This is a genomic window from Streptomyces sp. NPDC028635, assembly GCF_040637635.1.
In the GTDB taxonomy this organism is placed as follows: Bacteria; Actinomycetota; Actinomycetes; order Streptomycetales; family Streptomycetaceae; genus Streptomyces.
Map to the genome: position 1 here is coordinate 141,384 of NZ_JBEZWX010000010.1, position 17,124 is coordinate 158,507.

Below are 17,124 nucleotides of genomic sequence, written 5' to 3' on the forward strand. Positions count from 1 at the left end.
GCATGTCCCCCGCCCCGGTCCGCTTCCGCGATCCCGGCACCGGTTACCGCGCCTACAGCTCGTCGGTGCTGGTCCGGTGCCCCCGTTGCGGACGCCTCGCGCATTTCACGAGGGGCGCCCAGGCACCGGGCAGCGGCCTGCTGCCGGGGCCCCGCGTCGTGTGCCGCTCCTGCGGACTGTGCCGGAGCGGGCCCCGTTCCTCCACGGCCCGCTGCGGCCGCGGCTCCGGGCCCCTCCTGTGGCTGACGGCCCGGACCCGGCACGGGACGCTGTGGGCGTACAACCTGGAACACCTGGACCAGCTCCGCCGGTTCGTCGCCGCCGGGCTGCGGGAGCACGCGCCCTGGTACGAGCACGGACGGAAGATGACGGTCGTCGCCCGCCTGCCCTCCTGGGTGACGTCCGCGAAGAACCGCGCCGAGATCCTCCGCGCCCTCGACCGCATGCGGGCCTCGGTCACCCGCGGCTGAGCCCCAGCCGCTCCAGCACCCCCGCCACGTCCGGCACCGCCGTCACGCTCTCCGGCAGCGGCGGACGGCGTACGACCACGACGGGCAGGCCCAGCTCGCGGGCCGCCGTGAGTTTGGCGGCCGTGGCCTCTCCCCCGCTGTCCTTGGTCACCAGGACGTCGATGCGGTGCTCTCGCAGAACCGCTGTCTCGTCGGCCACGGTGAACGGGCCCCGGGCCAGGATCACCTCGAGCCGCGGCGGCAGCGGAGGCTCGGGCGGCTCCACGGACCGTACGACGAAGTGGGTGTCCGTCAGGTGGGCGAAGGCGGCGAGATGGACGCGGCCGGTGGTCAGGAACACCCGGCGGCCCAGCCGGGGCAGCTCCCGCGCGGCCGCGTCCAACGATCCGACGGTGTGCCAGCGGTCGCCGGGCACCGGACGCCAGCCCGGCCGGCGCAGCACCACCAGCGGTACGCCGGTCAGCGCGGCGGCTTCGGCGGCGTTCGCGGTGATGCCGGCGGCGAAGGGGTGGGTGGCGTCGACGACCACGCTCACCGCCTGCTCCCGCAGCCACCCCGCCAGCCCCTTCGCGCCGCCGAACCCCCCGACGCGTACCTCGCCAGCGACCGCCCCCGGCCGGGTCACCCGCCCGGCCAGCGAGGTGGTCACCCGCACCCCCGCCCGCTGCGCGAGGACGGCGGCGAGTCGGCGGGCCTCGGTGGTGCCGCCGAGGATGAGGACGTGCGGGGTCGGCATGGCGTCGAGGGTACGAGGTACCGGGTCCGGGCAGGTCACCGGCTCTGCCGCCGTGTCCGTTCCCCGGCGCCGTCGCCGGTGGCGGGGCAGCCGCGCGGGCACAGACGTGGGGCGGGGCAGCCGCGCCGGCACAGACGTGGGGCGGGGCAGCCGCGCAGACACCGGCGTGGGGTGCGGCAGTCGCGGGCGCACCGGCGTGGGCCTGAGCCGTGGCTCCGACGCCGGTGCGACCGTGTCACTTCAGGGCCGCTCGGGGACGTCGTCCCCGCCGTACGGCCTCAGAAGTCGTCCGCGCCGTTGCGCAGTTCCGGGGTCCAGTAGCCGGTGAGGGCCTTGGCCGGGTCGACCGCGATGCCGTCGCTGCCGGGCGCGGTGACGGCGATGACCGTGGAATCGCCCTCCAGCATGACGGAGAACGCCGACACGGGTTCGTTGTCCTCGTCGACCCCGCCGTCCGACAGCTTGACCAGGGCGTAGGCCGGGGCGCCGGGCGTGAGCACGACCGGCGCGGCCGGCTTGCTCTTGGCGACGGAGGGGACGTCCTGCTTGTGGCTCTCCAGGAACTGGATGTGCGGGAAGCCCGTCAGCCGGCAGGAGTGCCCCGTGGTGTTCTTGGCCGTGAGGACGATGTGGGTGTAGGGCGGGCCGTCCTGGCGGGCGGCGGTGACGCGCACGTCTCCCGCGGTGCAGACGGGCGTGGACGCCTTCGCCTGCTCGCCGGTCGCGCCGGTCGAACCCGCGGAGGTTCCGGTGGAGCCTCCCGAGCCCTTCGAACCGGCCGAGGTCTTCGCACCCGCCGAGCCGGTCGATCCCGTCCCGTCGGACGCGGCGGTCCCCTTGTCGGCCGTCGACGCGGCGGCCGCCGGGGACGACGCCACGGTGGCCGACGTGGTCGGCGCGGACGACGACGTGGCGTCCGAGTCGCTCTGGCAGGCGGTGAGCGACAGGGCCAGAGCCGTGCCCGCGACGGCGAGCAGCGCGGAGCGGTGACGCGAGGTGTTCATGGAAAGTCCCCCGTAGGTGGTGCGGGGCCGCGGCGTGCTGCCGTCGGCCGGTGCGGTCGTGCCGGTCGTCGTCGCGGTCGGCCGCCCTTGCCGGGCCGGTGACCGGTCGGCGGGCGGGCTCGAACGCGCGCGGATCGCACGGCCCCCGCAGGTGCGGGGGAGGCGTTCCGCGTCGGCCTTCAGTCGACCATTTCCGGTCGGTGTCGCCCAGGCGGTTCTCCCGGCAGAAGTGACGTCGGGGATACTTCTGCCGGGGGCTCGCGACCGGACGAGCCGGACGAACGGGGACATCGACGGTGCGCGACGGCACACCTTTGGCTGGGGACTTCGCGCAGCAGTTGCGGAACCTGCGACTGCGCTCCGGGTTGAGCCAGGAGGCACTGTCCCATGGGGCCGGGGTGAGTGTCAGGGCCTTGGCGGACATGGAACGCGGGCGTACCCGGGGGCCGCAGCGCCGTACGGTGCAGGCGCTGGCCGACGCGCTGGGACTGGACGACGACGAGGCGGCACGCCTGGAGAGCTCCGCCGCCCGCGGCCGACCGCGCCCCCGGACGGCCGCGGGGCCGGCCGGCCCCGGCACCCTGACGCTGCCGCGCGACATCCAGGACTTCACCGCCCGCGGCCCGGCCCTCGCCCGGCTGCTGGACCTGGCGCGGGACACCGACCCCGCCCGCCCGGCGGTCACCGTGATCGCCGGACAACCCGGCCTGGGCAAGACCGCGTTCGCGGTGCACGCCGCCCACCGCCTCGCCCCGCACTTCCCGGACGGGCAGTTCGCGCTGGACCTGCACGGCATGGATCCCGAGCCGACCAGCCCCCGGGACGCGCTGGCCCGGCTGCTCGGCGCGGTGGGGGTCGCCGACGCGGCGATCCCGGCCGGCACCGACGACCGCGCCGGTCTGTGGCGGTCCCTGGCCGGAGAGCGGCGCCTGCTCGTGCTGCTCGACAACGCCGCCGACGAGTCGCAGGTCGCTCCCCTGCTGCCCGGCACGGGCCCGTCCCTGGCCCTGGTCACCAGCCGCCACACCCTGGCCGGTCTGGAGTCCGTGCACCGCACCGACCTGGCCCTGCTGCGGCGCGAGGAGGCGGTGGAACTGCTGACCCGCATCATCGGCGCCGACCGGGTGGCGGCCGAGGCGCAGGCCGCGCGCGACCTCGCGGACCTGTGCGGGCATCTGCCGCTGGCCGTCCGGATCGCCGGCCAGCGACTCCTGAGCCGGCCGCACGAACGGCTCGGCAAGCTGGTCGCACGCCTCGCCGCCGAGGGCCGGCGGCTGGACGGTCTGCAGGCCGGAAGCCTGCGGGTGCGGGCCGCCTTCGCGCTCTCCTACCGTCAACTGCCGCCGGAATCGAAGAGGTTGCTGCGGCGCGCCGCGCTGGCCGCCGGAGCGGACTTCAGCGCGGAGACCGCCGCGCTCCTGGCCGGCCTGTCCTACGACGAAGCGGTCGCCTGCGCCGAGGAACTGACCGACGCCGGACTGCTGCAGAGCGACGCCGCCGCCGAGCGCTACCGCTTCCACGACCTGCTCAGGCTCTACGCGGCCGAGCAGGTCGACGCCGAGGACGGCCCCGAGGCCCGCGACGCCGCCCTCGACCGGACGGCGTCCTGGATGCTGCGCCGGGCCACCGCCGCCGCACTGCACTTCGACGTCGACCACGAAGGGACCGTGCCGCAGGACGACCCGGACCCGGACACGGCGCCCGCCGGCCGGGACGAGGCACGGGCCTGGCTGGAGGCCGAGCGGGCCCAGTGGCTCGCCGCGCTGCGCCGGGCGCACGGCACCGGACTGCACCGGCAGGTGCTGGACACGGCGGAGGCGATGCACTGGTTCTCCGATCTCAACCAGCACTGGGAGCAGTGGGTGGAGGTGTTCCAGCGGTCCGCCGACTCCGCCCGGCTGCTGGGGAGCAGGCGCGAGGAGGCGGTGCACCTCAACTACCTGGCCTGGGCCTACAACCTGTGCGTGCACGACCCGCGCGCCGCCCTGTCGAGAGCCGACGCGGCGCTGGAGGCGGCCCGCGAGTGTGAGGACGGGCTCCAGGAGGGCTGGGCGCTCGGTTACGGCGCGGGCGCACTCCATCGGCTGGGCCGCATGGAGGAGGCCGAGGCGCGCCTGCGCGAGGGGGCCCACCGCTTCGCGTCACAGGAGTCACCGCAGGGCCGGCTGGGCGAGCTGACGATTCTGAACACGCTCGGCGCCCTGCTGCGCCAGACCGGCCGGGCGGCCGAGGCGCTGGACATCCACCGCCGCTGCGAGCGGATCTGCCGGGCAGGGGTCCCGGGGCGTACGACGGAGCTGATCAGGGTGTACCACGCGGTCGCCCGGCAGCAGATCGGCAACGACCTGGCGGCCCTGAAGCGCTGGCACGAGGCGGAGGAACCGCTGCGGCAGGCCCTCGCGGCCTTCGAAGCCGCGCACATGGCGTCCTGGACCGAGGGGGCCCGCCTCGACCTCGGCCAGGTGCTCGCGGCGCTGGGACACCTCGAGGCGCGGGAGACGCTGCTCGTCGCGCGCGACGGCCTCGCCGCGCTGCGCAGCCCGCGCCGGGCCGAGGCCGCCACCGCACTGGCCGCGCTCGACGAGACCGCGGCCGGCACCGCCGGGCGCACGGGAACCGCCTAACGCAGGAGGAGTTGCAGTCCGCCCACCACCGTCGCCGCGATGACCAGCTGCTCGAAGAGCCTCTGGTTGATCCGGTGCACGGCCCACTTGCCGAACAGCGCACCGGGCACCACGAACACCGCGAGGGCCGCGTCCAGCAGCAGCGAGCGGCCGTCGATCAGGCCCAGCCCGGCGCTGAAGGGCACCTTGGAGACGTTGACGATGAGGAAGAAGAACGCCGACGTGCCCAGGAACCCCAGCTTCCGGAAGCCGGCGGAGAGCAGGTACATCGACATCACCGGGCCGCCCGCGTTCGCGACCATCGTGGTGAAGCCGCCGAGGACTCCGTAGGAGCGGGCTTTCAGGCGGCCCGCGCGGGTGGTGACCGCGTCCGGCTGCGCCGCCTGCTCGGCCGTGCGCCGCCGCCACACCGTCACCGCGGCCATCACCAGCAAAATCACCCCGATGGAGACCCGCACGAGGCCGTCGCCGGCCCACATCAGGAACAGGGTGCCGGCCACCACGCCCGCCGCGACCGCCGGGAACAGCCGCCACAGCGTGGGCCAGTGGGCGTGCCGCCGGTAGGTGAGCACCGCGAGCACGTCGCCGGCGATCAGCACGGGGAGCAGTACGCCGGTGGAGGCACGGGCGGGCAGGACCGCCGCGAAGATCGCGAGGCTGACCGTGTTCGCCCCGCTCACGGCGGTTTTCGAGAAGCCGACGAGCAGCGCCGCGAAGGCGAGCGCGGCGAACCCCCAGCCGGATATGTGCCACAGCGTCATCGTGTCCATGCGGTCACCGATGTTATGTCCTGACATCCGGTGCGCAGAAGGCGCGTCCCGCCAGGTGGCCGCCACCGGTCGAGGCCCGCCCGGCGGCCACCGGGCCCGTCTCGCCGAGCGGCCACCGGTCCCGTCTCGCCGACCGGCCGCCGGTCGGCGAACGGGCGCCGTCGCGGACGCGGGCCTCAGCCTCCGGCGTACTGCGTGCGCAGCTCCCGCTTGAGCACCTTCATGCTCGGGCCCAGCGGCAGCGCGTCGGCGAACTCCACGCGTCGCGGGTACTTGTGCCGGCCCAGGTGCTCCTTGGACCACTCGGTGAGCGCGGCGGCGTCCGGTGAGGTGCCCGGCGCCGGCACGACGACCGCGCACACCTCCTCGCCGTGCAGCTCGTCCGGCAGGCCGATCACGGCGACCTGGGCGATGCCGGGGTGACGCATCAGGACCTCCTCGACCTCGCGCGGGTAGACGTTGTAGCCGCCGCGGATGATGACGTCCTTCTTGCGGTCGACGATCCGCAGGAAGCCCTCCTCGTCCTTGGTGCCGAGATCGCCGGTGCGGAACCAGCCGTCGACGACGGCCTGAGCGGTCGCCTCGGGGCGGCCGAGGTAGCCGGAGAAGACGTTGTGGCCGCGGATGACGACCTCGCCCAGCTCACCGGGCGGCAGCAGTTCGACGCGGTCCTCGACCTCGGCGCGGGCGATCTCCACGTCGACGCCCCACAGCGGGTGTCCGATGGTGCCGGCCCTCGTGCCGAACCAGGGCTGGTTGACCGTCGCCGTCGGCGAGGTCTCCGACAGCCCGTACCCCTCGTAGATCGGCGCGCCGAAGGCCGCCTCGAACCGCTCCAGCACCGCGACGGGCAGCGAGGCGCCGCCGGAGATGCACACCCGCAGCTCGGGCAGGGCCGGCGCGCCGGCGGCCGCGGCGGCCAGCGAGACGAACATGGTGGGAACACCGTGGAAGGTGTTCACGTGCTCCGTCACCATCAGCTCGATCGCGCGCGCCGCGTCGAAGCGGGGCAGCAGGACGAGGGTGGCGCCCGCCCGCCAGGTGGAGTTCATCGACACCGTCTGCCCGAAGGCGTGGAAGAGCGGCAGCGCGCCCAGCGCGATGTCGTCGGGGCGGATGTCGTTGGCGTCGAAGGCGTTGACGGTCGCGTTCATCACCAGGTTGAAGTGGCTCAGCACGGCGCCCTTGGGGACGCCGGTGGTGCCGCTGGTGTAGAAGACGACGGCCGGGTCGTCGGCGGCGCGGGTGACGTACGACGGGAGCGGTTCGGCGTCCGCCGCCAGCTTGTCGAACTCCTCGCCGAGGGTGACGACCCGCACGCCGGTGGTCTCGGCGGCGGCCCGCCCGGTCTCCGCCTGCGCGGGGTGGACCAGCAGCAGGGTGGCGCCGCTGTCGCGCAGCACGTGCTCGACCTCCGGCGCCGACAGCAGCAGGTGCACCGGGACGACGACTCCGCCGGCCGCGGCGACGGCGTAGTAGGCGAGCGGGAACTCGGCGGTGTTGGGTGCCATGAGGGCGACGCGGTCCCCCGGCGCCACGCCCAGCCCGGCCAGCGCGCCGGCCTGCGCCAGCGCCTGTCGCCACACCTCGGCGAAGGTCAGCCGCCGCTCGCCCTCGATCAGGGCGGTCTTCTGCGGACGGCGCCGGGCGTTCTCGGCGAGGATGACGGCCAGGGAGAGGGTTGCCATGGAAGTGTCGCTCCGATTCCTTGCGGCTCGTGTTACCGGATCCCCTGAAGGGGAGCCCCCGTTCAGCCCCCGTTCGGCTCCTCGCTGCGGAGCCGCCGTGCGCCGGGCCCGGCCGCCCCGCGACCGGGACCGCCGTGCTCGGCGCCTCTCGACCAGCGCCCCGCGACCGGGACCGCCGTGCTCGGCGCCTCTCGACCGGCGCCCCGCGACCGGGAGCGCTGTGCTCAGTGCCTCTCGACCAGCACCGCGCTGCCCTGGCCGACTCCCACGCACATCGTGGCGAGGCCGCGCTCGGCGCCGGTGCGGCGCATGCGGTGCAGCAGGGTGGTCAGGATGCGGGCGCCGGAGCAGCCGAGCGGGTGGCCCAGCGCGATGGCGCCGCCGCTCGCGTTGACGATGTCGGGGTCGATGCCGAGCTGGTCCACGCAGGCGAGGGCCTGGGCGGCGAACGCCTCGTTGAACTCGGCCTCCTGCACCTCGCCGATGCTCCAGCCGGCGCGGGCGAGCACCTTGCGGGTGGCCGGGACCGGGCCGATGCCCATGACGTCGGGGTGGACGCCCGCGGAGCCGCCGGCGACGTACTGGCCCATGGACTCCAGGCCCAGCTCGTTCAGCGCCTCCTCGCTGGCCAGGATCAGGCCGGCCGCGCCGTCGTTCATCGGGGAGGCGTTGCCCGCGGTGACCGTGCCCTCGGGGCGGAAGACGGGCCTCAGCCGGGCGAGCTTGTCGTAGGAGGTGTCCTCGCGGACGCATTCGTCGGTGTCGACGACCGTGCCGTCCGGACGCCGGACGGGCAGGAGTTCGTCGTCGAAGTGGCCCAGCTTGCGTGCCTCGGCGGCGCGTTGGTGGCTGCGCAGCGCGAACTCGTCCTGCCGTTCCCGCCCGATGCCGTACCGTGCGGCGACCTCCTCGGCGGTCTCGCCCATGGCCAGCAGACCGTGCAGGTCCTTCATCGCCGGGTTGACGAGCCGCCAGCCGAGCCGGGTGTCGTGGGTCTCGATGCGGTGCGGCAGGGCCTCGTCGGGGCGGGGCAGGACGAAGGGGGCGCGGCTCATCGACTCCGAGCCGCCCGCGATCACGAGGTCGGCCTCGCCCGCGGCGATCGTGCGGGCGGCGGCGGTGACCGCTTCGAGGCCGGAGGCGCACAGCCGGTTGACGGTGGCGCCGGGGACGGTCTCGGGCAGGCCCGCGAGCAGGGCGGCCATGCGGGCGACGTTGCGGTTGTCCTCGCCCGCCTGGTTGGCGGCGCCCCAGTAGACGTCGTCGATGCGGGCGGGATCGAGGGCGGGCACGTCGGCGACCAGGCCGCGGATCACCGCGGCGGCGAGGTCGTCGGGGCGGACGGAGGACAGCGCGCCGCGCAGCTTGCCGATGGGGGTGCGACGGGCGGCCGCGAAGTGGACGGGACGCAACGGAAGGACTCCTGACCGACGGCGCTGTGGACCAGCGAGCTCTTAATTAGCACTGCTAGTTTTGGACTATAGACCGCGGGACCGCTCCCTGGGAAGATCCCCCCTTGCCAGCTGCACCCACCCGGCGGAGGAGACATGGCCGAGTCCCGCGAGCACGTCCTGACCGGAACCCGCGGCACCATCGTCGCCCGTGAGTGGCCGAACCCGCGCGCCCGGCACCTCGCCCTCGTCGTGCACGGCTACGGCGAGCACATCGGCCGCTACGAAGGCCTCGCGACCGTACTCCTGGAGCATGGCGCGGCCGTGTACGGGCCGGATCACACCGGCCACGGCCGGTCGGCGGGCGAGCGGGTGGTGATCGAGGACTTCGAGGACGTCGTCACCGACGTGCACGCGGTGGCCCGCCTCGCGCGGGCCGCGCACCCCGGGCTGCCGGTGGCGCTGATCGGCCACTCCATGGGCGGCCTGATCGCCTCCCGCTACGCCCAGCGGTACGGCGACGAGCTGGCCGCGCTGGTGCTGTCCGGGCCGGTGATCGGTGCGTGGGAGACGCCGGAGCGGCTGCTCGCGCACGCCGAGCGGCTCGGCGCGGTCCCGGACATCCCCATCAGCCCGGCGGCGCTCTCCCGTGATCCGGCGGTGGGGGCGGCGTACGCGGCGGACCCGCTGGTGTGGCACGGGCCGATGAAGCGGCCGACGCTCGAGGCCTTCGTGCGCACGCTGGAGAGCGTGGCGAAGGGCGGTGACGTGGGGCGGCTGCCGGTGCTGTGGCTGCACGGCGACGACGACCGGCTCGTCCCGCTGCCGGGCAGCCGGGTCGGCGTGGAGCGGCTGGCCGGGGACGGCGGGCCGACCGAGCGTGTCTACGGCGGCGCGCGCCACGAGGTCTTCCACGAGACCAACAAGGACGAGGTGTTCGCCGACCTCACCGACTTCCTGGACCGGGTGCTCACGTCCTGAGACGGCTCGGGCCGCATCCCGGACGCCTCCCCCGGCGTCGCGGTTTGGCCGCCCCGAGGCACGGGCACCCGCGCGCCCATGGGGTGGCCGCGGCACGCCGCCGGCGGGTCGGGACCCGCGGGAACGTGCGGGCCGGGCCGCTCCGGGCTTTGAGGACGACGTGAGGAGGAGAAGCGCGCCATGACCGTGGTGAAGAGCACGCTGCCCGAGGACGCCCGCCTGGTCACCGGCGAGGCCCTGCAGGAGACCCTCGTGGACCTGCTCGGCCTGTCACTGGTGGCCAAGCAGGCGCACTGGAACGTGGTGGGGCCGCGGTTCCGCTCGGTCCACCTCCAGCTGGACGAGGTGGTCTCGGCCGCGCGCGGCTTCGCCGACACCGTGGCGGAGCGTGCCGCGGCCCTGGGTGTGACACCGGACGGCCGCCCCGAGACCGTCGCCGCCGCCTACGGGCTGCCCGGCGCGAAGGAGGGCTGGCTGCGTGACACGGAGGTCGTGGGGCTGATGGTGCGGTCCCTGGAGGAGGCCGTCACCCGGCTGCGGACCCGTATCGCGGCCACCGACAAGCCCGACCCGGTCACCCAGGACCTGCTCATCGGCATCACCGCCGAGCTGGAGAAGCAGCGGTGGATGTTCGAGGCGGAGAACTTCCCGCGGGACTGACGGGCATCCGGAAACCCCGTGAGCCGTGCGACACAACGAAAGGGGCAGCTGATGACCGACGCCCTGGAACTCGACGCGCTGTGGCAGGACTTCCACCGCGCGGTGAACATGACCTCCGCCGAGCTGGCCGCCTGGCTGAAGGTGCGGGACGCCGCCGAGGACACCGAGCCCCTGCCGGAGGAGGCGGGGAGCCCGACCGGGCAGCACGTGCTGGCCATCCTGCAGAAGCGGCGCACCGACCTCACCCAGGACGACCTGCGGGTGATGCGGAAGGTCGTGGAGACGGTGGAGGAGGAGGCCGACGTCGAGAACGAGCCGCAGGCCGAGGACACCCGCCGCCGGCACCGGCTGATGACGATCGGACACGACCCGCTGAAGCCGTGAGCGACGACCGGCGCGCGCTGCGGGAACTGGTAAGGGAGCTGGTGCGCGCCCACGGGCGCACGTACGCCGAGGAGGCCGGCATCCGGCTGCGGGACACGCCGCAGCCGCTGTACCGGCTCCTGGTACTGGCGATGCTGCTCAGCGCCCGGATCCGGGCCTCGGTGGCGATCGCCGCCGCGCGCGAGCTGGACGCGGCCGGGTTGCGCGATCCGCGCCGGATGGCCGAGGCGGACTGGCAGGCGCGGGTCGACGCGCTGGGGCGGGGCGGCTACCGGCGCTACGACGAGCGCACGGCGACCATGCTGGGCGAGGGGGCCGAGCTCGTCATGGCGCGATGGCGGGGGGACCTGCGGCGACTGCGCGAGGAGGCGGGCGGCGACACGGAGACGCTGCGGCGGCTGCTGCGGGAGGTGCCGGGCGTGGGGCCGGCCGGCGCGGACATCTTTCTGCGGGAGGTGCAGCGGGTGTGGGGGGAGGTGGGCCCGCTGGTGGACGCCAAGGCACTGCAGGGCGCCGCGCGGCTCGGGCTGCCGGAGGACCCCGGTGAGCTGGTGCGGCTCGCGGGGGGCGCGGACACGGCGGTGCTGGCCGCGGCGTTGGTGCGGGCCGCGTTGGACAAAGCGGTCGTGGACGACGTGCGGCGGCGGGTCCAGAGAGGCTGAGCCCGTACGGCATGCGGCGGCGGCCCGTGCGGACGGCGGTCCCGGGCCGCCGCCCGCGCGCTCCGCTCGAGTCGGGGTCCCGGGCCCGCCAACCCCGCGCTCCGCGAAGGCCGGGGTCCCGGGTCGCCGCCCGCCGCCCGCGCGTTGCGCTCAGGTCGCCAGGCGGGTGAGGGCCGCCGCGACCAGGGTCTGGACGCCCGGCAGCAGGACCGCCGGGTCGGGGGCGAACAGGGGGCTGTGGTTGCCGGGGACGTTGCCGAACTTCTCGGCCAGATCCTCGCCGGGGGCCGCCTCCCACACCGGGGCCGGTGTCGAGGTGACGTACCAGTAGTCGTACGGCACGCCCTGCGGCGCCAGCAGCGAGAAGTCCTCGCTGCCCATGGCCGGACCGAAGTCGAAGACGGTGTGCTCGCCGAACAGCGCGCGGTGCACCGATGCGATCTCGCCGTCCAGGGCGGCGTCGTTGACGGTGTTCGGGTAGCCCTGGTGCACGGTCAGCTCGGGCGGGAGCGGGCAGCCGGCCGCCGCGCACTCGCCCTCCACGATCCGCCGGACGGCGGTGAGGACGCGTTCGCGTACCACCGGGTTCTGGGTGCGCAGGTTCAGCGCGAGCCGGGCCTCGTCCGGGATGATGTTGTGCTTGGTGCCGGCGTGGAACTGACCCACCGTCAGCACCGCCGAATCCTTCGCGGCCACCTCGCGGGCGACCACGGTCTGCAGCCGGGTGACGATGTACGCCGCCGTCACGACCGGATCGACGGTGGACTCGGGGCGTGAGCCGTGGCCGCCGACGCCGCGCACGACGACGTCGATGTCGTCCGCGGCCGACATGGTGAGGCCGGGGGTGTGCGGGTAGAACCCGGCCGGGCCGGGGGCGACGTGCTGGCCGAACAGGACGTCGGGGTGCGGGAAGCGTTCGTGCAGGCCGTCCGCGACCATCGCGCCCGCTCCCCCGCCGCTCTCCTCGGCGGGCTGGCCGATCACCACGAGCGTGCCGGACCAGGTGGCGCGGGCCGCCGCCAGGGCCTCGGCGGCCCCGGCCAGCCAGGTGACGTGCAGATCGTGACCGCAGGCGTGCATCACCCCGTCCACCGTCGAGGCGTACGGCAGCCCGGTCGCCTCCCGTACCGGCAGCGCGTCCATGTCTCCGCGCAGCCACACCACCGGCCCGTCGCCGTTGGCCAGCACCCCCACCACGCCGGTGCCGGCGACGCCCTCGGTCACCGCGTATCCGGCCGCGTCGAGCCGTGCGGCGAGCCTGCCCGCGGTGCGGTGCTCCTGGAAGGCGAGCTCGGGATGGCGGTGCAGGTCGCGGTAGAAGTCCTCGAGCTCCGCGGCCTTCACCGCGTCGGTCACCTCGCGCGCCCGGCGGGCCACGGCGGCCGGATCGATCATGCTGCTGCCTCCTCGTGATCGGCTGCGGCGATTCTCCGCCGCCGGACCGGGCCGGCTCCAGACCCCCGCGCTCGCACGGCCGCTACCGCAAGTGACGGCAAGGTGAAAATATGAGAATGGCCGATTCGTTTCCGTGCGGCGCCCGTTCCACGTCATAGGTTGTGGCAGAGATCACCTGCGTGAACCCGAAAGGACGGCGGTCACCGATGTCCGGAGTCCAGGACGAAGCTCTTGGCTCAGCAACAGCATCCTCCGGTTACACCCAGCGGCTCGCCCGGCTGGAGAAGGCCGGGATCCGACGGCTGCTGCCGACCCAGGCCCCGTACCGGTGGAATCTGCGGCGTCTGCGCCTCGGCCGGGTTCTCGACGTGGGCTGCGGGCTCGGCCGCAACCTGCTGAACTGCGGACCCGACAGCGTCGGCGTCGACCACAACGCGCACTCCGTGGCCATGTGCCGTGAGCGGGGGCTGACCGCGTACACGCCGGAAGAGCTGGCCGAGGCACCCGAGTGCGGGCCGGGCTCGTTCGACAGCCTGCTGTGCGCGCACGTCCTGGAGCACATGGACGAGGACCTCGCCCAGAGCGTGCTCGAGCAGTACCTGCCGCTGGTCAAGCCGGGCGGGTCGGTCGTGCTGATCACGCCGCAGGAGGCCGGTTACCGGACCGACGCCACGCATGTGCGTTTCGTCGGCTTCGAGGAACTGGACCGGCACGCGCAGAAGGCGGGCATCGCCGTCGCGCGGACGTACTCCTTCCCCTTCCCCCGGGCCGTCGGCGGTGTCTTCCCGTACAACGAGTTCGTGCTGGTCGGCCGGGTCGCCGGCTGAGCCGCTACGGCAGCCCAAGGACGCGGGCGATGGTGCGCAGGACGCCGTTGTCGTTGTTCGACGGGGCCAGGTGCCGGGCGCGGCGCACGACCTCCGGGTGGGCGCCGGCCATCGCGAAGGACCACTCGGCGGCGTCCAGCATCTGAAGGTCGTTGAGGTAGTCGCCGAACACCATGGTCTGGGCCGGGGTGATGCTCAGCTCGCGCTGCAGGCGGCGGACGGCGGCGCCCTTGTCGGCGGTGCGGTTCATCACGTCCACCCAGTGCTCGCCGGAGACGACGACCTGGTGGGTGCCGGCGAACTCCGCGAGCCCGGGGGCGGTGCCGTGCTCGGCCGAGCCGAAGTCGTACAGCGCGACCTTGATGAAGTCGTCGTCGACGGCGGTGACGTCCGGCACGACGCGGTGCTCGGCGTAGTACTTGCGCACCTCGGCGAGGAACGCCTCGTCGCTGCGCTCGACGTACGCGGCCCGCTTGCCGCACAGCACGACGCCGAGGTCGACGCCGCCGGCCGCGAGACGGCGGGCCGCGCCGACGACGCCGGCGGCGGCCTCCCGCCGCAGCGGGTCGGAGCTCAGCTCGACGCCGTCGCGCACGACGTACGTGCCGTTCTCGGCGATGAACACCATGCCGTCGGCGACGTCCGCGAACTGCCTGGCGAGGGTGGCGTACTGGCGTCCGCTCGCCGGGCTGAACAGCACACCCCGCTCGCGCAGCAGCTCCAGCGTCCGCCACAGGCCGGGCGGGACCTGCTTGTCGTCGTCCAGGAGCGTGCCGTCCATGTCGGTGACGATCAGCCTGATGTCGGCGGGGGCGTCACCGGAGCGGGGCTCGGGGGTGCTGACCAGGGGCGCGCTGCTGTAGGGCATGTCCTGCTCTCGGTCGGGGGCGTCCTTTCCACCCTACGGGAGGTGTCTGCGCGCCCTTGTCCCGATTCCCGGGACAGCGTGATCACCGGACGGCACAATGAGGCGGCGACGCCCGGTGCGACGAGGAGGATGCGATGACCACCCTTGCCGATCCCGTCCCCGGCGGACGCCCAGGAGACGTCGAGCGGGCCACCGCGCTGGCCGGTGAGCTCTCCGGCCGGGGCGTGCAGGGGATCGTGCTGGCGTACGTCGACACCGCCGGGGTCACCCGGATCAAGACCGTCCCGACCGCCAAGCTCGCCTCGGCGGCGGCGTGGGGCGTCGGGATGTCCCGGTGTTCGACACCTTCCTGGCGGGCGACGGCATCGCCACCACCGACGTGCTCGGCTCCCCGGACGGCGATCTGCGTCTCTTCCCCGACCTGGACCGCCTGACCGTGCTGGCGGACAGGCCGGGGTGGGCGTGGGCGCCCGTGGACCGGATCACGCAGGAGGGGGAGCCGCATCCCGGGTGCAGCCGGACCTTTCTGCGCCGGATCACCGCGGACGCGGCCCGCGCGCACGGGCTGTCCTTCCGCGCCGCGATCGAGATCGAGTGGTCGGTGGGGCTCGGCTCGACGGCCGACGGGGAGTTCGTGCCCGCCGCCACCGGTCCCGCCTACGGCGCCGACCGGCAGGTGGAGCTCGGCGACTACCTCGCCGATCTGCTGGCCGCCTGCCACGCCCAGGGGGTGGACGTCGACCAGCTGCATCCCGAGTACGCCCCCGGGCAGTTCGAGATCTCCGTCGGTGCCCTCGACCCGGTGGCGGCGGCCGACCGCAGCGTGCTGGTGCGGCACACGATCCGCACGGTGGCCCGGCGGCACGGACTGCGGGTGTCGTTCGCGCCGGCCGTGCTCGCCGAGGGCGTCGGCAACGGCGGACACGTCCACCTCTCCGCGTGGCGGGCCGGGGCCAACCTGCACACGGGCGGCGAGCGCCGGTACGGCATGACGGCCGACGGCGAGTCCTTCGCGGCGGGCCTCCTCGGCCATCTGCCCGGCCTGACGGCGGTGACCGCGCCGAGCCCCGCGAGCTATCTGCGGCTGAAGCCCTCGCAGTGGGCGGGGGTGTACACCGCCTGGGGCCTGGAGACCCGCGAGTGCGCCCTGCGGCTGATCGCCGGCATGGCGGGCCGCCGCGCGTCGGACGCGAACGTCGAGGTCAAGCCCGTCGACCTGGCCGCCAACCCCTATCTCGCCCTGGGCTGCCTGCTCGCCGCCGGGCTGGACGGACTGGCCTCGGGCGCCGTACTGCCCGACGAGGTCACCGGGGACCCCGCCCGGCTTCCGGCCGAGGAGGCGGCGAAGCGGGACGTGCACCGGCTGCCGGTGTCCCTGACGGAGGCGGTGGACCGGTTCCGGGCGGACACGGTGCTGCGCGGCGCGCTCGGCCCGGTCCTCGCGGACGCGGTGATCGCCGTACGCGAAGGGGAGGTCGCCGCCGTGGCCGGACTGGACGACGCGCAGGTCGCCGCCGCCTACCGGTGGCGGTACTGACCGTGGGCGCCGTCGCCGACGCGCTCGCCGCGCTGCCGCTGGTGGACCACCACTGCCACGGTGTCGTCGCGACCGACCTGGACCGGGCCGGGTTCGAGGAGCTGCTCACCGAGGGCGAGCGCTGGCCCGGGACGTCGACCTTCGACACACCCGTCGGCCTCGCCGTACGCCGGTACTGCGCTCCCCTGCTGGATCTGGAACGGCACGCGCCGGCCGAGGAGTATCTGGCGCGCCGTGCTGAGCTGGGCCCGCGGGAGGTGAACCGGCGTTTCCTCGCCGCCGCGCACACGGAGGCGTACTGCGTCGACACCGGTTTCGCGCCCGCCGGATCCGTCGGCCCCGCCGAGGCGGCGGAAGCGGCGGTGGCGTACGAGGTGGTGCGGCTGGAGTCGGTCGCGGAGTCGGTGGCCGCGCGCGGGGTCGAGGCGGACGCGTACGCCGGCGCGTTCCGCGCGGCCGCCCTCGAGGCCGTACGGCGGCCCGGCGTGGTCGCGGTGAAGTCGGTCGCCGCCTACCGCACCGGTTTCGCGCTGGACCCGGCCCGCCCCACGGACGCGGAGGTCACCGCCGCGGCCGCGGCCTGGCCGGCGCACGGCGGCCGGCTCACCGACCCGGTGCTGGTACGGCACCTGCTGTGGACCGCCGTCGACCTGGGGCTGCCGCTCCAGCTGCACGTCGGCTTCGGCGACAACGATCTGCGCCTGCACCGCTCGGACCCGGCGCTGCTGACGGACTGGCTGCATCTGACCGCCGGCACGATCCCGGTCCTGCTGCTGCACTGCTGGCCGTACCAGCGGCAGGCCGCGTATCTGGCCGCGGTGTTCGAGCAGGTCCACCTGGACGTCGGCCTCACCCTGCACCACGTCGGCCCGGCCCGCGCGCGTGCGGTGCTGGCCGAGGCCCTGGAGATCACGCCGTTCCGCAAGCTGCTGTACAGCTCCGACGCCTGCGGTGCGGCCGAGTTCTACGCCCTCGGGGCGCTGGCCTTCCGGCGGGGGCTGGCCGAGCTGCTGGACGCGCGGGTGGCCGCCGACGAGATGAGCCTTCCGGACGCGCTGCGTATCGCCGAGTGGGCGGGAGCACACAACGCCCGCCAGGTCTACCGCCTTTCCGGCCCCTCCTGAAAG

The 17,124-nt window shown here is 74.5% G+C and carries 15 protein-coding genes and 1 pseudogene; 9 read left to right on the plus strand and 7 right to left on the minus strand.

The genetic code is table 11. From position 1 onward, the window contains the following. Nucleotides 1-2 precede the first annotated feature (2 nt). Nucleotides 3-470, plus strand: coding sequence for a hypothetical protein (locus AB0E88_RS13900; RefSeq protein ID WP_361629034.1), 468 nt, complete (start codon nt 3-5; stop codon nt 468-470). On the opposite strand, the gene AB0E88_RS13905 is transcribed toward AB0E88_RS13900, so the two are convergent. Together AB0E88_RS13905 and AB0E88_RS13910 are read right to left on the minus strand one after the other, a co-directional pair. Further along, complete coding sequence (locus tag AB0E88_RS13905) at nt 457-1,206, minus strand: cobalt-precorrin-6A reductase (protein WP_361629037.1); 750 nt, start codon at nt 1,204-1,206, stop codon at nt 457-459. The genes AB0E88_RS13900 and AB0E88_RS13905 overlap by 14 nt on opposite strands. A 278-nt stretch (nt 1,207-1,484) precedes the next feature. Further along, nucleotides 1,485-2,210, minus strand: a complete 726-nt coding sequence (locus AB0E88_RS13910; RefSeq protein WP_361629040.1) for a DUF4232 domain-containing protein — start codon at nt 2,208-2,210, stop codon at nt 1,485-1,487. 296 nt (nt 2,211-2,506) lie between these two features. Here AB0E88_RS13910 and AB0E88_RS13915 point away from each other — a divergent pair, with 296 nt between their 5' ends. Further along, nucleotides 2,507-4,834, plus strand: coding sequence for a helix-turn-helix domain-containing protein (locus AB0E88_RS13915; protein ID WP_361629043.1), 2,328 nt, complete (start codon nt 2,507-2,509; stop codon nt 4,832-4,834). Here the strand turns inward: AB0E88_RS13915 and AB0E88_RS13920 are convergent. The 3 genes from AB0E88_RS13920 to AB0E88_RS13930 all read right to left on the minus strand — a co-directional run bounded on the left by AB0E88_RS13920 (nt 4,831) and on the right by AB0E88_RS13930 (nt 8,704). Continuing rightward, complete coding sequence (locus tag AB0E88_RS13920; RefSeq protein ID WP_361629046.1) at nt 4,831-5,604, minus strand: sulfite exporter TauE/SafE family protein; 774 nt, start codon at nt 5,602-5,604, stop codon at nt 4,831-4,833. The two genes, AB0E88_RS13915 and AB0E88_RS13920, sit on opposite strands and share 4 nt — an antisense overlap. Before the next feature lie 176 nt (nt 5,605-5,780). Then, nucleotides 5,781-7,292, minus strand: a complete 1,512-nt coding sequence (locus tag AB0E88_RS13925) for a long-chain fatty acid--CoA ligase (protein WP_361629048.1) — start codon at nt 7,290-7,292, stop codon at nt 5,781-5,783. 224 nt (nt 7,293-7,516) lie between these two features. Then, a complete protein-coding gene (locus AB0E88_RS13930; protein WP_361629051.1) occupies nt 7,517-8,704 on the minus strand; it encodes a thiolase family protein in 1,188 nt (395 codons plus the stop codon). A gap of 135 nt (nt 8,705-8,839) precedes the next feature. Here AB0E88_RS13930 and AB0E88_RS13935 point away from each other — a divergent pair, with 135 nt between their 5' ends. The 4 genes from AB0E88_RS13935 (at nt 8,840) to AB0E88_RS13950 (ending at nt 11,370) form a co-directional block, all read left to right on the plus strand. Then, nucleotides 8,840-9,664 (plus strand): lysophospholipase, encoded by an 825-nt coding sequence (locus AB0E88_RS13935; RefSeq protein WP_361629054.1) that lies wholly within the window; start codon nt 8,840-8,842, stop codon nt 9,662-9,664. 180 nt (nt 9,665-9,844) lie between these two features. Further along, nucleotides 9,845-10,324, plus strand: coding sequence for a DNA starvation/stationary phase protection protein (locus AB0E88_RS13940; RefSeq protein WP_361629057.1), 480 nt, complete (start codon nt 9,845-9,847; stop codon nt 10,322-10,324). Nucleotides 10,325-10,375: 51 nt separating this feature from the next. Further along, nucleotides 10,376-10,708, plus strand: coding sequence for a DUF3140 domain-containing protein (locus tag AB0E88_RS13945; RefSeq protein WP_361629060.1), 333 nt, complete (start codon nt 10,376-10,378; stop codon nt 10,706-10,708). Continuing rightward, nucleotides 10,705-11,370, plus strand: a complete 666-nt coding sequence (locus AB0E88_RS13950; protein ID WP_361629063.1) for an endonuclease — start codon at nt 10,705-10,707, stop codon at nt 11,368-11,370. The genes AB0E88_RS13945 and AB0E88_RS13950 overlap by 4 nt, the downstream gene beginning before the upstream one ends. Before the next feature lie 150 nt (nt 11,371-11,520). On the opposite strand, the gene AB0E88_RS13955 is transcribed toward AB0E88_RS13950, so the two are convergent. After that, entirely contained in the window at nt 11,521-12,765 is a 1,245-nt protein-coding gene (locus AB0E88_RS13955; protein ID WP_361629066.1) for an amidohydrolase, read from the minus strand. A 206-nt stretch (nt 12,766-12,971) separates the two neighbouring features. On the opposite strand from AB0E88_RS13955, the gene AB0E88_RS13960 reads away from it, so the two are divergent. Further along, a complete protein-coding gene (locus AB0E88_RS13960) occupies nt 12,972-13,592 on the plus strand; it encodes a class I SAM-dependent methyltransferase (protein WP_361629069.1) in 621 nt (206 codons plus the stop codon). Nucleotides 13,593-13,596: 4 nt separating this feature from the next. On the opposite strand, the gene AB0E88_RS13965 is transcribed toward AB0E88_RS13960, so the two are convergent. Continuing rightward, entirely contained in the window at nt 13,597-14,460 is an 864-nt protein-coding gene (locus AB0E88_RS13965; RefSeq protein ID WP_361629072.1) for a Cof-type HAD-IIB family hydrolase, read from the minus strand. Between the two features lie 134 nt (nt 14,461-14,594). Between AB0E88_RS13965 and AB0E88_RS13970 the strand changes: the two are divergent. Further along, nucleotides 14,595-15,997: pseudogene (locus AB0E88_RS13970) on the plus strand (glutamine synthetase family protein). Continuing rightward, nucleotides 15,994-17,121 (plus strand): amidohydrolase family protein, encoded by a 1,128-nt coding sequence (locus AB0E88_RS13975; protein ID WP_361629317.1) that lies wholly within the window; start codon nt 15,994-15,996, stop codon nt 17,119-17,121. Before AB0E88_RS13970 ends, AB0E88_RS13975 begins: the two are co-directional and overlap by 4 nt. The last annotated feature ends 3 nt before the right edge of the window (nt 17,122-17,124 follow it).

What these genes read in the sequence shown, in the direction of transcription:
- AB0E88_RS13900 (WP_361629034.1), top strand. Translation starts at nt 3, where the DNA reads ATGTCCCCCGCCCCGGTCCGCTTCCGCGATCCCGGCACCGGTTACCGC.
- AB0E88_RS13905 (WP_361629037.1), bottom strand. Translation starts at nt 1,206, where the DNA reads ATGCCGACCCCGCACGTCCTCATCCTCGGCGGCACCACCGAGGCCCGC.
- AB0E88_RS13910 (WP_361629040.1), bottom strand. Translation starts at nt 2,210, where the DNA reads ATGAACACCTCGCGTCACCGCTCCGCGCTGCTCGCCGTCGCGGGCACG.
- AB0E88_RS13920 (WP_361629046.1), bottom strand. Translation starts at nt 5,604, where the DNA reads ATGGACACGATGACGCTGTGGCACATATCCGGCTGGGGGTTCGCCGCG.
- AB0E88_RS13925 (WP_361629048.1), bottom strand. Translation starts at nt 7,292, where the DNA reads ATGGCAACCCTCTCCCTGGCCGTCATCCTCGCCGAGAACGCCCGGCGC.
- AB0E88_RS13935 (WP_361629054.1), top strand. Translation starts at nt 8,840, where the DNA reads ATGGCCGAGTCCCGCGAGCACGTCCTGACCGGAACCCGCGGCACCATC.
- AB0E88_RS13940 (WP_361629057.1), top strand. Translation starts at nt 9,845, where the DNA reads ATGACCGTGGTGAAGAGCACGCTGCCCGAGGACGCCCGCCTGGTCACC.
- AB0E88_RS13945 (WP_361629060.1), top strand. Translation starts at nt 10,376, where the DNA reads ATGACCGACGCCCTGGAACTCGACGCGCTGTGGCAGGACTTCCACCGC.
- AB0E88_RS13955 (WP_361629066.1), bottom strand. Translation starts at nt 12,765, where the DNA reads ATGATCGATCCGGCCGCCGTGGCCCGCCGGGCGCGCGAGGTGACCGAC.
- AB0E88_RS13960 (WP_361629069.1), top strand. Translation starts at nt 12,972, where the DNA reads ATGTCCGGAGTCCAGGACGAAGCTCTTGGCTCAGCAACAGCATCCTCC.
- AB0E88_RS13965 (WP_361629072.1), bottom strand. Translation starts at nt 14,460, where the DNA reads ATGCCCTACAGCAGCGCGCCCCTGGTCAGCACCCCCGAGCCCCGCTCC.